Source organism: Oryzobacter terrae (assembly GCF_042756445.1).
Classification (GTDB): Bacteria; Actinomycetota; Actinomycetes; order Actinomycetales; family Dermatophilaceae; genus Oryzobacter; species Oryzobacter terrae.
On sequence record NZ_CP170578.1, the window covers coordinates 3,091,103 to 3,104,157 of the forward strand.

General features: G+C 73.4%; 14 protein-coding genes. 5 read left to right on the forward strand and 9 right to left on the reverse strand.

Annotated elements, in window-relative coordinates:
• Positions 1–44: 44 nt before the first annotated feature.
• Together ACFWN3_RS14780 and ACFWN3_RS14785 are read left to right on the forward strand one after the other, a co-directional pair.
• Positions 45–401 carry a hypothetical protein gene (locus ACFWN3_RS14780; RefSeq protein ID WP_377640825.1) on the forward strand — a complete coding sequence of 119 codons (357 nt, stop codon included), beginning with the start codon at positions 45–47 and terminating at the stop codon, positions 399–401.
• A gap of 125 nt (positions 402–526) precedes the next feature.
• On the forward strand, positions 527–1,471 hold the full coding sequence (locus ACFWN3_RS14785) for a universal stress protein (protein ID WP_377640827.1): 945 nt from the start codon (positions 527–529) through the stop codon (positions 1,469–1,471).
• A gap of 2 nt (positions 1,472–1,473) precedes the next feature.
• Here ACFWN3_RS14785 and ACFWN3_RS14790 read toward each other — a convergent pair whose 3' ends face one another.
• Entirely contained in the window at positions 1,474–2,274 is an 801-nt protein-coding gene (locus tag ACFWN3_RS14790; RefSeq protein WP_377640829.1) for a PIG-L deacetylase family protein, read from the reverse strand.
• A 162-nt stretch (positions 2,275–2,436) separates the two neighbouring features.
• On the opposite strand from ACFWN3_RS14790, the gene ACFWN3_RS14795 reads away from it, so the two are divergent.
• Positions 2,437–2,733 (forward strand): DUF3311 domain-containing protein, encoded by a 297-nt coding sequence (locus tag ACFWN3_RS14795; protein ID WP_377640831.1) that lies wholly within the window; start codon positions 2,437–2,439, stop codon positions 2,731–2,733.
• Entirely contained in the window at positions 2,730–4,379 is a 1,650-nt protein-coding gene (mctP, locus tag ACFWN3_RS14800) for a monocarboxylate uptake permease MctP (protein WP_377640833.1), read from the forward strand. Before ACFWN3_RS14795 ends, mctP begins: the two co-directional genes overlap by 4 nt.
• Before the next feature lie 42 nt (positions 4,380–4,421).
• On the opposite strand, the gene ACFWN3_RS14805 is transcribed toward mctP, so the two are convergent.
• On the reverse strand, positions 4,422–4,781 hold the full coding sequence (locus ACFWN3_RS14805; protein ID WP_377640835.1) for a hypothetical protein: 360 nt from the start codon (positions 4,779–4,781) through the stop codon (positions 4,422–4,424).
• A 42-nt stretch (positions 4,782–4,823) separates the two neighbouring features.
• Between ACFWN3_RS14805 and malQ the strand changes: the two genes are divergently transcribed.
• Entirely contained in the window at positions 4,824–6,959 is a 2,136-nt protein-coding gene (malQ, locus tag ACFWN3_RS14810; protein ID WP_377640837.1) for a 4-alpha-glucanotransferase, read from the forward strand.
• 20 nt (positions 6,960–6,979) lie between these two features.
• Here the strand turns inward: malQ and ACFWN3_RS14815 are convergent, their stop codons facing one another.
• The 7 genes from ACFWN3_RS14815 to ACFWN3_RS14845 all read right to left on the reverse strand — a co-directional run bounded on the left by ACFWN3_RS14815 (position 6,980) and on the right by ACFWN3_RS14845 (position 12,999).
• Positions 6,980–7,717 (reverse strand): type 1 glutamine amidotransferase, encoded by a 738-nt coding sequence (locus tag ACFWN3_RS14815; RefSeq protein WP_377640839.1) that lies wholly within the window; start codon positions 7,715–7,717, stop codon positions 6,980–6,982.
• Positions 7,717–8,472, reverse strand: a complete 756-nt coding sequence (locus tag ACFWN3_RS14820) for a VIT family protein (RefSeq protein ID WP_377640841.1) — start codon at positions 8,470–8,472, stop codon at positions 7,717–7,719. Before ACFWN3_RS14820 ends, ACFWN3_RS14815 begins: the two co-directional genes overlap by 1 nt.
• Positions 8,465–8,773, reverse strand: coding sequence for a 4a-hydroxytetrahydrobiopterin dehydratase (locus tag ACFWN3_RS14825; protein WP_377640843.1), 309 nt, complete (start codon positions 8,771–8,773; stop codon positions 8,465–8,467). The genes ACFWN3_RS14820 and ACFWN3_RS14825 overlap by 8 nt, the downstream gene beginning before the upstream one ends.
• 66 nt (positions 8,774–8,839) lie before the next feature.
• Positions 8,840–9,961 (reverse strand): ABC transporter ATP-binding protein, encoded by a 1,122-nt coding sequence (locus tag ACFWN3_RS14830; RefSeq protein WP_377640845.1) that lies wholly within the window; start codon positions 9,959–9,961, stop codon positions 8,840–8,842.
• Positions 9,958–11,007: an ABC transporter ATP-binding protein gene (locus ACFWN3_RS14835; RefSeq protein ID WP_377640847.1), complete on the reverse strand. Its 1,050-nt coding sequence runs from the start codon at positions 11,005–11,007 to the stop codon at positions 9,958–9,960. Before ACFWN3_RS14835 ends, ACFWN3_RS14830 begins: the two co-directional genes overlap by 4 nt.
• 7 nt (positions 11,008–11,014) lie before the next feature.
• Complete coding sequence (locus tag ACFWN3_RS14840) at positions 11,015–11,992, reverse strand: ABC transporter permease (protein ID WP_377640849.1); 978 nt, start codon at positions 11,990–11,992, stop codon at positions 11,015–11,017.
• A complete protein-coding gene (locus tag ACFWN3_RS14845; protein ID WP_377640851.1) occupies positions 11,989–12,999 on the reverse strand; it encodes an ABC transporter permease in 1,011 nt (336 codons plus the stop codon). Before ACFWN3_RS14845 ends, ACFWN3_RS14840 begins: the two co-directional genes overlap by 4 nt.
• Between the last annotated feature and the right edge of the window lie 56 nt (positions 13,000–13,055).

Below are 13,055 nucleotides of genomic sequence, written 5' to 3' on the forward strand. Positions count from 1 at the left end.
CGACGTGGGCGAGGGAGCGCAGCCGGTGCAGGAGCTCGAGCAGCGTGCGCCGCTCGAGCCGCTCGGGCATCGCCCAGAGGAAGAACACCGCGATGCCCGCGAAGACGAGGTCGTTGACGGTGGTCTCGAGGATGGCGAGCCACTCCACCGAGCTGTCGGTGCCCTCGAGGACCGGGTCGCGCACGGCCAGGACGATCGTCGCGGCCGCGGCGAGGACGACGACCACGCTCACCGAGCGGGTGGCGAACCGGACCCGGCGGCGGCGCGCCTTCGACGCCTCGAAGTCGTCGTGGATCTGGGGCACCGCGGTCCGCAGCGCGCGGGCGGCGTCGCCGAGCCGGCGGTCGGGGAACCGGGCGCGGATGCGGGCCTCGAGGCGCCCGACCGTCTGCTCGACGTAGGCCGAGTCGAGCCGGGGTGCCAGGTCGCCGCTCACCCCGAGACGCTAGTGCCCCCGGGGCCGGCGCGTCTGCCTGTGACCGACGAGACGATGACGCGGGGTGCCTCCCGGGAGGATGATCGAGGCATGGCCGAGCACGAGGTCCCCCGCTCCCCGTCCACCGAGACCACCGGCGCCTCCGAGCACCTCGACGCCACCGGCGCCGTGCTCGCCGCCCTCCACGGGTCGCCTGCCGACGCGTCGGTCGTCGACTGGGCCGCCGACGAGGCCGACCGGCTCGGGGCTCCGCTGCGCCTGGTGTCGGTCGTCGACCCGGGCTTCCAGCTCATGCCGTACGAGGCGCTCGTCACTGCGACACCCAGCCTGGGGCGCAAGCTCGAGGAGGGGGCGCGCGTCGTCCTCGACGCCGCGGCGGCCCGGGCCCGCGCGCGCCACCCCGGCCTCGACGTCGCGGTGGCCGTGGAGTGGGGGTCGCCGGCGGCAGCGGTCCTCGACGTGGCCCGAGGGGCCCGGCGCCTCGTCGTCGGCGCCCCGAACAAGTCCCAGATCGAACGCGCGCTCCTCGGGTCGGTGGCCCTGCCCGTCGTGGCCCACGCCCCGTGCCCGGCCGTCGTCGTACCGGCCGGGACCGGCGTCGGGCCGCTGCGCCGTCTCGTCGTCGGCGTCGACGGCAGCGAGGCGAGCGGGCGCGCCGTCGACCTCGCGCTCGAGACGGCCGCTGCCGCGGGGGCCTCGGTCACCTGCGTCGTCGGCTGGCACGTCGAGGTCCAGGACGGGGTCGTCGTCACCGAGCGCGGGTCCGACCGCTGGGCCGCGGTCGAGGAGCGGCACGCCGCCCGTGCGCACCACGTCGTCGACCCCGCCGCCGCCCGCCACCCGGACGTCCCCGTCGAGGTGGTCGTCCGGCACGGTCCGCCGTCGCGGGTCCTCGTCGAGGCCGCCGCCGAGCTCGAGGCCGACGCGCTGGTCGTCGCGAGCCGGGGCATCGGCGGATTCCGCGGCCTGCTGCTGGGGTCGGTGTCGCGGCGCGTCATCGAGCACGCGGGCCGCGTCGTCATCGTGACGCGCTGACCTCAGGCGCCGAAGGGCCAGCCCCGGACCATGCCGGGCTCGCGGCCCGCCTCGATGTAGTACTCGTGTCCGAAGAACACCGCGAAGACGTCGTCGGGCATCCCGAGCATCATCCCGACGTCGGAGGTCTGGCTCGCGTGCGCCTCGAGCGCCTTGCGACGGGTGGCCAGCCACGGGGTGACGTCGACCTGCCAGTGGATCTCGGCCTCGGGGGTGCCGAGCGGGTTGCCGTCGTCCATCGGCTGGTCGGGGTCGAAGTCCTGGGCCTCGGGGGCGCCCGCGGCGCGCGCCGCGTCGTTGAAGCGGCGCATCGCGTCGCGGTTCATCGTCGACTCGAGGACGCGCGGTCGCCGCGCCGCGAGCCCGGCGCCGCGGTGCAGCACCCGGTGCACCGCGACGTGGTCGGGGTGGCCGTAGCCGCCGTGCCAGTCGTAGCCGACCGCGACGTCGGCGTCCTCCTCGTCGAGGACCGCGGCGAAACGGGCGGCGGCCTCGTCGACGGGGGCCGAGGCGAAGGCGTTCTCGCCGGCGTTCTGCTCCCAGCCGGTCATCCCGGAGTCGGCGTAGCCGAGCCACACGATCCGGTGGGTGCCGATGGCCTCGGCCGAGCGCTCGGCCTCGGACCGGCGCCGGTCGACGACGCTCTCGCCCTCGGCGAGGTCGTCGGGGGACTCGCCGTGGTCGCCGTTCGTCGCGTAGACGACGACGACCCGGCTGCCCTCCTCGACGGCGCGGGCCATGGAGCCGGAGGTCTGCGAGGCCTCGTCGTCGGGGTGGGCGTGGAGGAAGACGATGGTGGGCACCCGCCCATCATGCCCACCGCCCCCGACAGGGACCCACCGGGCGCACGTGACCGGCCCTGAACCCGTCCGCCCCGAAGCCCCACACCGGGTGCTGCGGTCCCTACGGTGTTCCGTGGCCCGGCGGGCGCCGGGGCGCAGGGCAAGGACAGGGAGGTTCAAGCCATGGGATCCCACGACGTCGTGGACCACGGGACCGTCGACCACGACACGGTCCCTCCAGCCCGCAAGGGGCTGCTCGTCGCGGCAGGGGTGCTCCTCGCCCTCCCTGTCGTGGCGCTGATGTGGGTGGGGAGCTACAGCCGGGCCGAACCCCGGCTGTGGGGCTTCCCGTTCTTCATCTGGTACCAGTTCCTCTGGGTGTTCCTCTGCTCGGGGCTGACGTACACCGCGTACCGGCTCGTCCTCGCGGCCCGGCCGCACCGGCCGATGTCCGACCCCGAGAAGGGTGACGAGGCATGAGCGGCGTCAACGGCGTCGCCCTCGCCGTCCTGGTCGTCCTCTTCCTCCTCGTCACCGTCATGGGCTTCCTCGCGACGCGGTGGCGGCGGCCCACGAGCATGGAGTCCCTCGACGAGTGGGGCCTCGGCGGACGCTCGTTCGGCACCTGGGTCACCTGGTTCCTCCTCGGCGGTGACCTCTACACGGCGTACACGTTCGTCGCGGTGCCCGCGGCGATGTTCGCGGCCGGCTCGGTGTCGGGCTTCTTCGCCGTGCCGTACACGATCGTGCTCTACCCGATCATCTTCATCTTCATGGGTCGCCTCTGGTCGGTGAGCCACCGGCACGGCTACGTCACGACCGCCGACTTCGTGCGCGGCCGGTTCGGCTCCCGCTCGCTGTCGCTCGCGGTCGCCGTGACCGGCTTCATCGCGACGATGCCGTACATCGCCCTGCAGCTCGTCGGCATCCAGGCGGTCCTCGAGGTCGTCGGCCTCGGTGGCGGCGACAACATCATCGCCAAGGACCTGCCGCTCTTCATCGCCTTCGCGCTGCTCGCGGCCTACACCTACTCGAGCGGCCTGCGCGCCCCGGCGGTCATCGCGTTCGTCAAGGACACGCTGATCTACCTCGTCATCATCGTCGCGATCGTCTACCTGCCCTCGAAGGTCGGCGGCTGGGACACCGTGTTCAGCGCGGCGGAGCAGAAGATGGCCACCCCGAACCCGGTGGACGGCAAGCCCACCGGTGCCTTCATCCCGGGCGAGATGCAGCACTGGGCGTACGCGAGCCTCGGGCTCGGGTCGGCGCTCGCGCTGTTCATGTACCCGCACTCGATCACGGCGAGCCTGTCGGCGGCGACGCGGAACACGGTGCGCCGCAACGCTGCCATCCTCCCCGCCTACAGCTTCATCCTCGGTCTTCTCGCCCTCCTGGGCTGGGTGGCCATCGCGGCCGGGACCAAGCCGATCGGCCTCGACGGCAAGCCGAACCCGCAGCTCGTCATCCCGCAGCTGTTCGAGGACTCCTTCCCGTCATGGTTCGCCGGGGTGGCCTTCGCGGCCATCGCCATCGGCGCCCTCGTCCCGGCGGCGATCATGTCGATCGCGGCGGCGAACACGTTCACCCGCAACATCTACAAGGAGTGGCTCAAGCCCGACGCGACGCCGGCCCAGGAGGCGAAGGTCTCCAAGCTCGTGTCGCTCGTCGTCAAGGCGTTCGCGCTCGTGTTCGTCCTGGCGCTCGACAAGCAGAACGCGATCAACTTCCAGCTGCTCGGGGGGATCTGGATCCTCCAGACCTTCCCGGCGGTCGTCCTCGGGCTGTACACCCGGTGGCTGCACCGGTGGGCGCTGCTCGCCGGCTGGGCGGTCGGCATGGTCTACGGCACGTGGCAGGCGTGGAACGTCGCCAACCCGCGCGCCGGGATCAACCACTTCGGCGGCTCGCTCGCCGAGACGCCGATCTTCGGCCAGCTCGGCTACATCGCGATGACGGCCTTCGTCATCAACCTCGTCGTCGCCGTCCTCGGGACGCTGCTCCTGCAGGCCACCAAGGCCCCGGCGGGCGAGGACGAGACGATCCGCGGCGACTACTTCGCCGACGCGGGCGACCCGCGGGTCCAGAAGGTGCTCGAGCCGATCCACCAGGAGACGCCGAACCCGTGACGCGGGCGTCCTCGCAGGGATGACGGTCGGGCCGGAGGTTCCTCAGCGGAACCCCGGCCCGACCTCGTCGTGGGCGCGCCGGACCAGGTCGCGCACCGAGTCGTCGAAGTCGGCGAGGGAGGGGAGCGAGAGCCGGTGGGTCACCACCCGGCGCGTCGTCGGGAAGGCCGTGAGCAGCCGGGGGTGCGCGACCTCCTCGGTGAGGTCGACGGCGAGCTCGAGGCGGTGGGCGAGGAGGAACCCCACGGTGAACGTGCGCCGCACCCGGTACCGCAGCTCGGTGCGGTGGACCTCCTCGGCGACGTCGGGCAGCCCGGTGCAGAACTCCCGGAGCACCGTGAGGCGCTCGAGGTCGTCGTCGCGAAGGCCCGCCGTCAGCTCGTCCCAGGTCGTCAGCACCATCCCTCCATCGTGCACCCGCCCGCCGGTTGGCAGGATGGGCCCATGACCACACCTGCGCCGCCGCCCCGGCTCGTCGAGCTCGCGCACGCGTACGGCGTGGCCACCGAGTACTGGGACTGGCTCGGCGAGCACGTCACCGTCTCGGCCGAGGCCATCCGCTCGGTTCTCACCGCGCTGGGCGTCGAGGCCTCCGGCGACGAGTCGGTCGAGGCCGCCCTGCTCGACGTCGAGCTGGCGCCGTGGCGGCGCACCCTGCCGGCCACCGTCGTCTCCCGCGAGGGGTGGACCCCCTGGGTGGCCGCCCACGTCGTCGAGGGCACCGGCGTCACGCTGCACGTCGTGCTCGAGGACGGCACGACGCGCGAGGTCCCGCAGGTCGACCACTGGGTGGAGCCGCGCGAGGTCGACGGCCACCGGGTCGGTGAGGCGACCTTCGAGCTCCCCGCCGACCTCCCGCTCGGCTGGCACCGGATCGTCGCGACGACCGAGGGCGACGCGCTCGACCCGGCGACGACCGAGGCGACGCTCGTCGTGACCCCCCGGCGGCTCGCCCTGCCGCCCGCCGTGGCCGAGGGTCGGGTCGTCGGGCTGCAGACCCAGCTGTACCAGGTCCGCTCGGAGGAGTCCTGGGGGATCGGCGACCTGCGCGACCTCGCCGACCTCGCGACGTGGGCCGCGGCCGCGCACGACGCCGACTTCGTCCTCATCAACCCGCTGCACGCCGCCGAGCCGGTCGTGCCCGTCGAGCCCTCGCCCTACCTGCCGACGACCCGGCGCTTCGTCAGCCCGCTCTACCTGCGGGTCGAGGACATCCCCGAGATGGGGCGGCTCGAGCACGCCGCCCACCGCCAGGTCCTGCGCCTCGCGGCCGAGGCGCGCGCCCTCAACGCCGTCGACCGGATCGACCGCGACGCGGCCTGGCCGCTGAAGAAGGAGGCCCTGCGGGTCGTCTTCGACGCCGGGCTCACGGGCCAGCGCGCGACGTCGTTCGAGGCGTTCTGCGAGCGGGAGGGCGAGGGGCTCACGACGTTCGCGACGTGGTGCGCGATCGGCGAGGTGCACGGGCTGCCGTGGACCGGCTGGTCCGCCGACCTCCACGACCCGGCCGGCCCGGCCGTCGCCGCGTTCCGCCGGTCCCACCCCGACGACGTCGACTTCCACCGCTGGATGCAGTGGCTGCTCGAGCAGCAGCTGGGCGCCACCCAGCAGGAGGCCCGGTCCGCCGGGATGTCGCTGGGGATCGTCCAGGACCTCGCCGTGGGGGTCCACCCGCTCGGCGCCGACGCGTGGGGCCTCGGTGACGCGTTGGCCCGCGGGGTCACCGTGGGGGCGCCGCCCGACCAGTTCAACCAGCTCGGCCAGGACTGGTCCCAGCCGCCGTGGCGCCCCGACCGGCTCGCCGACCTCGGCTACGCGCCGTTCCGCGACATGGTGCGCACGGTGCTGCGCGACTCGGGCGGGATCCGGGTCGACCACATCATCGGCCTCTTCCGGCTGTGGTGGATCCCCGCCGGGGGCACCCCCGCCGACGGGACCTACGTCCACTACGACCACGAGGCGCTCATCGGCATCCTCGTCCTCGAGGCCCAGCGAGCCGGCGCCGTCGTCATCGGCGAGGACCTCGGGGTCGTGGCACCCGAGACGCGCGACTACATGCTCGACCGCGGCCTCGTCGGGACCTCCATCCTCTGGTTCGAGTGGGAGGGCGACCGGCCCAAGCCGCCGGAGCACTACCGCGACCTGTGCCTGTCGACCGTGACGACGCACGACCTGCCGCCCTCGGCGGGCTACCTCTCGCTCGCTCACGTCGACATCCGGGAGGAGCTCGGGCTGCTGACGCGTCCCGTCGAGGAGGAGCGCGCCCACGAGCTCGCCTCCATCGCCACGCTGCGCGACGCCTGCGTCGAGCGCGGGCTGCTCGCGACCGGGGCCGACACCGACGAGGTCGTCGAGGCCCTGCACCGGTGGATGGCGCTGACGCCGAGCCGGATGCTCGCGGTCTCGCTGGCCGACGTCGTGGGCGACCTGCGGGCGGTGAACCAGCCGGGCACGAACGACGAGTACCCGAACTGGAGGGTTCCGCTGTCGGGCCCCGACGGCCGGGTCGTCTCGCTCGAGGAGCTCAAGGGCGCCGAGCTGGCCCCGCTCCTCTTCGCCGCCCTCCGCGGCGAGCGCTGACCGGGGCGCCCGCAGCGGGGTCAGGCGGGGAGGGACGTGCGGGACGCGGCGACGACGCCGGCGAAGCGCTCGGCGAGGACGCGCCAGCCCGACCGCAGGGCCTCGCGCGCGGCCGTGACGGTCGCGAGGAGCTCCTTCTGCTCGGGCGTCAGCCCGTCGGGGGAGTCCCACCGCAGCCAGGCGCCGAACACCTCCGGCGAGGTCTCGGGGTGGAACTGCACGCCCCAGGCCCGCGGCCCGAAGCGCAGCGCCTGCGGGCGGCCGTCGGGCAGCGTGGCGAGGAGCGTCGACCCCGCCGGCGCCTCGACGACGACGTCGTCGTTGTAGTGGACGGCGACGTGCCCGTCGAAGCCGGAGAGCAGGGGGTCGTCGCGCCCGTCGTCGGTCAGCGCCACGGGCACGAGCCCGACGGTGCGGCCCGAGGGGTTGCGCTCGACCCGGCCGCCGAGGGCGACGCCGGCGAGCTGGTGCCCCAGGCACACGCCGAGCGTCGGGACCTCGCGCGCCACGGCATCGGCGACGAGGGCGCGGGTCGGCGCCAGCCAGGGGGCGAGGGCGTCGTCGCGGGCCCCCATCGCGCCGCCGAGGACGACGAGCCCGTCGTGGCGCCCGTCCACGAGGCGGTCGGCGACGTGCTCCCCCAGGTCGCCCCGGACGACGTCGAGGGTGAGGCCGAGGTCGGTCCACCACTCGCCGAGCCAGGCGACGGGGGCGTCGGGCTCGTGCTGGACGACGAGGAGGCGGGGCGCGGGCGCCATCAGACGTGGACCCCGACGAAGGAGCCGATCGCATAGGTGACCGCCATCGCGAGGACGCCGCCCGCGACGACCCGCAGGGTGGCGCGCCGTGCGTCGGACTCGCCGAGCCGCGCGCTGAGGACGCCGGTGACGACGAGGGCGAGGACGACCGCCGCCATCGTCACGGGCACGCGCACGGACACGGGGGGCAGGACGATCGCGAGGAGCGGCAGGAGGGCGCCCACGGTGAACGCCGCCATCGACGCGAAGGCGGCCTGCCACGGGCTCGTCAGGTTGTCGGGGTCGATGCGCAGCTCGGCCTCGGCGTGCGCACCGAGGGCGTCGTGGGCGGTGAGCTCGACGGCCACCCGGTGCGCGAGCTCGGGCGAGAGGCCCTTGCCCTCGTAGATCTCGGCGAGCTCGGCGAGCTCGGCCTCCGGCTCCTCGGCGAGCTCGCGGACCTCCTTGGCGAGCAGCGCCTCCTCGGTGTCGCGCTGGGTGCTCACCGACACGTACTCGCCGACGCCCATGCTCAGGGCGCCGGCGGCCAGCCCGGCGACCCCGGCGGCCAGGACCGGACCGCGCGACGCGGAGGCCGCGGCCACCCCGACGACGAGGCCGGCCGTCGAGACGATGCCGTCGTTCGCACCGAGGACGGCGGCCCGCAGCCAGTTGAGGCGGCTCGCGGAGGAGCCGCCGTGGGTCTCACCGTGCTCCGGGACCACCGTGGCGTTGCCGCCGGCCGAGGTGGGGGCGTCGGCCGTGGGCTCAGCCACCGAGGGAGGCGCCTTCCGCGCGGGCGGCGGCGGAGATCCGGTGGGCGAGCTCGACGTCGAGCTGGGTCAGGCCTCCGGCGTCGTGGCTCGTGAGCAGCCACGACGTCGTGCGCCAGCGGATGTCGATGTCGGGGTGGTGGTTCATCTGCTCGGCCTCGTCGGCCGCGGCGACGACGATGCGCACGGCGGCGGGGAAGTCGGGGGCCTCGATGCTCGCCACGATGGCGTCGCCCTCGCGGGTCCAGCCGGGCAGGCCCTCGAGCTGGGTGGTGACCTCGTCGTCGGACAGGAGTCGGCTCATGGCGCCATCATCCTCCACCGGCCGCGGCCGCGGCAGGTCAGGCGAGCCTCACCGCGGCCGGCGGGGTCAGAGGGCCTCGGTGACCGAGGCCGGACCCATGAGGCTGTCGCCGTCGTCGGTGGTGTCGACCTGCTCGACGACGGTGGCCTCGACGTCGTGCGGCCGCAGCTCGCCGCGGTGGATCTGCTCGGCCCAGTGGCAGGCGACCCGGTGGCCCGGGGCCACGCCGTCGATCTCGAGGACCCGCAGCTGCGGGCGCTCCTCGTCGCAGCGCGTCTCCTGCCGCCACGGGCAGCGCGTGTGGAACCGGCAGCCGGGCGGCGGGTTCGAGGGCGAGGGGAGGTCGCCGGTGAGCAGGATCTGCTCACGGGTGTCCTCGACGGTGGGGTCGGGGACCGGCACGGCCGACAGCAGCGCCCGCGTGTACGGGTGCAGGGGAGTGGCGTAGAGGTCGTCGGCCGTGGCCTCCTCGACGAGCCCGCCGAGGTACATGACCCCGATCCGGTCGCTGATGTGCCGGACGACCGCGAGGTCGTGGGCCACGACGAGGTAGGTGAGCCCGAACTCGTCCTGGAGCTCCTCGAGGAGGTTGATGACCTGCGCCTGCACCGAGACGTCGAGGGCGCTGACCGGCTCGTCGGCGACGATGAGCTTCGGCTCGACCGCGAGCGCCCGGGCGATCCCGATGCGCTGGCGCTGGCCGCCGGAGAACTCGTGGGGGTACTTCGACAGCGCCGCGGCGGGCAGCCCGACGGCGGCCAACAGCTCGCGCAGCCGCTTCTTCGTCGCGGCGTCGTCGTCGGCCAGGCCGTGCGCGCGCATCCCCTCCACGAGGAGCGACTCGACCGACTGGCGCGGATCGAGGCTGCTCATCGGGTCCTGGAAGACCATCTGGAAGTCCTTGCGCCGCCGGCGCAGCTCCTCGCCCTTGAGCGAGGCGACGTCGGTGCCGTCGATGGTCACCGAGCCCTCGGTGGGCGGCTCGAGGTTGAGGATCGCCTTGCCGAGGGTCGACTTCCCGCAGCCCGACTCGCCGACGAGCCCGTAGGTCTCGCCGCGCATGATCTGCAGGTCGACGCCGTCGACGGCGTAGACGTACCCGACGACCTTGTCGAGGATGACGCCGCGCTTGATGGGGAAGTGGACCTTGACGCCCTTGACGTCGACGAGGACCTCGCTGGCGGTCATCGGCTCACCTCCACGGTGGAGTGGTCGGCGGGGGTGTTGTCGACGGGGTTGTGACAGCGCAGCGCGCGCCGGTAGCTCTCCTCGAGCTCGGGCGTGCGCTGGGTGCACACCTCGATCGGCTGCGAGCACCGTGGCGCGAAGGCGCACGCGCTCGCCCACGGCAGGTTGTCGGAGACCGACCCCGGGATGGGTGTCAGCTTCTCGCCGCGCGGCGCGTCGAGCCGGGGGATCGAGCGGAGCAGGCCCGCGGTGTACGGGTGGCGGGGGTCGGCGAAGAGCTCGTGGCGGTCGCCGCGCTCGACGATCCGCCCGCCGTAGAGGACGTTGACCTCGTCGCACAGCCCGGCGACGACGCCGAGGTCGTGGGTGATCATGACGAGCGCGGTGCCCGTCTCCTCGACGAGCTCCTTGAGCAGCGCGAGGATCTGCGCCTGGATCGTCACGTCGAGGGCCGTCGTCGGCTCGTCGGCGATGAGCAGCCGCGGCGCGCACGCCAGGGCCATCGCGATGAGGGCGCGCTGGCGCATGCCGCCCGACATCTGGTGCGGGTAGTCCTTGAGGCGCCGGTCGGGGTCGGGGATGCCGACCCGCTTGAGGAGGTCGCGGGCCATCGGCTGCGCCGCCTTGCGCGACATCCCGCGGTGCCGCTCGAGCACCTCGGTCACCTGGAGCCCGACGGGGACGACGGGGTTCAGCGAGGACAGCGGGTCCTGGAAGATCATCGCGAGGTCGCGGCCGCGGCGGTCGCGCATGTCGTCGGCGCCGAGGCGCAGGAGGTTGGTGCCCTCGTAGCTCGCCTCGCCCTCGACCGTGACACCGCGGTGGGGGAGCAGGCCCATGATGGCGAGCGAGGTGACCGACTTGCCGCAGCCGGACTCGCCGACGAGCCCGACCGTCTGGCCCGGGCGCACGTCGAAGCTGACGCCGTCGACGGCGCGGAAGGGCTCCTCGCCGCGCCGCTGGAAGGTGACCGTGAGGTCGCGGACCGACAGCAGCGGCTCGTCGCCGTGCGCGGTCGTGGGGGGTGGGGTCGCCGTGGCGGTCATCGGCGCGTCACCTCCTGCTCTTGGGATCGAGGGCCTCGCGCAGCGACTCGCCCATGAGGGTGAAGCCGAGGGCGACGACGATGATGCACAGCGCCGGGTAGAAGGCGAGGTGCGGGTGGTCGTAGATGAACTGCTGCGAGGCGCCGAGCATCTGGCCCCACTCGGGCTGGCGGTCGTCGGGGTTGCCGAGGCCGAGGAACGACAGCGCCGCGGCGTCGATGATCGACGTGGCGAGGACGAGGGTCGCCTGGACGATGACCGGTCCGAGCGAGTTCGGCAGCATGTGGCGGAAGACCACGGCGTTGGGGCGCACGCCGAGGGCGCGCGCCGCGAGGACGTGGTCGCTGGACCTCTGGGCCAGCATCGACCCGCGCAGCAGCCGCGCGAAGATCGGGATCTGGACGATGGAGATCGCGAGGATGACCGTCCACTGGCTCGGCCGGCTCGCGAGCGCCGCGATCGAGAACGCGAGGAGGAGCGAGGGGATCGAGAGCAGGACGTCGACGACGCGCATGACGAGCGAGTCGACCCAGCCGCCGAACGCCCCGGCGAGGATGCCGAGGACGAGGCCGCCGGCGAGGCCGATGAGCGTCGCGAGGACGCCGACGATCAGGGTCTGGCGCGAGCCGACGAGCAGGCGCGAGAAGAAGTCGCGGCCCTTGTTGTCGGCGCCGAGGGGGAAGCCCGGCTCGGGCCCGGGGATCGGGTTGCTCTGCTGGCGCACCTTGTCGATGAGGTAGCCGATGCCGGGGTCGTGCGGGGCGATCCACGGCGAGATGACGGCGAGGACGACGAACACCGAGGTGATGCCGAGGCCGAGCAGGAACACCGGGTTGCGCCGCAGCCGGGCCCAGGCGCTCGCGATGAGGGAGACGCCGGGCGACTCGTCGATGGCTCCCGCGTCGGCGACGGCCACGCCCCCGGCGGTGGCCGCGAGGTCGTCGATGCGCTGCTTGCGGCTCTTCATCGGGTTGGTGGGGCTCATCGGGTCCTCACCCTCGGGTCGATGACCGCGTACGAGATGTCGACGAGGAGGTTGACGACGACGTAGATGGCGGCGGCGGCCAGGATCAGCACCTGGAGCACCGGGAAGTCCTTCTGCGAGAACGACTGCGCCAGCGCCGAGCCGATGCCGGGGAAGTTGAACACCGACTCGGTCAGCACCGCCCCCGCCAGCAGGCCACCGACCTGGAGGCCGATCGTCGTGACGACGGGGAGGAGGGCGTTGCGCATGACGTGGCGCGAGCGGATGACCCGCGCGGTCAGGCCCTTGGACTCCGCGGTCCGCACGTAGTCCTCGTCGAGGACGTCGAGGACGGCGGCCCGGGTGATCCGGAAGACCACGGCGAAGGGGATCGTCGCCAGCGTCACGGCCGGCAGGACGAGGTGCTTGAGGGCGTTGGCCGAGCAGTCGAACTCGCGGGTGAACAGCCCGTCGAGGACGAAGAAGCCGGTGACGCGGGTGCAGCCCAGCGCCGGGTCCTGGCGGCCGGACACCGGGAAGATGTTGTGCTCGACGGCGAGCTGGTACTTCAGCACGAAGGCGAGGAAGAAGACGGGGACGGCCACGCCGATGAGCGAGACGACGACGAGCCCGCTGTCGAGCGGGGAGTTGTGCCGCCGCGCCGCGAGGTACCCCAGGGGGATCGCGAGGACGATCGCGATGACGAGGGCCAGCACGCTCAGCTCGATCGTGGCCGGCAGGCGGGTCAGGAAGATCTCGAGGGCGTCGCGCCCCGGCAGGACGGCGGTCGAGGCGCCGAACTCGCCGGAGAGCGCGCGCTGGAGGAACTTGCCGTACTGCACCCAGACGGGCTGGTCGAGGCCGAGGGCCTTCGTCAGGGCCTCGCGCGTCGCCGCGGTCGCCCGCTCCCCGAGCAGGGCCGAGACGGTGCCACCGGGGAGGGCCTTGAGCCACAGGAAGAGGAAGAGGGAGAGGACGAAGACGACCCCCACCATCTGGAAGAGGCGTCGGATGATGAATCTCGCCAAGAGAGGCTCCTCGATTCGTCGGTGAAGCGGCGGTGGCCGCCTCGGACCCTAACGGT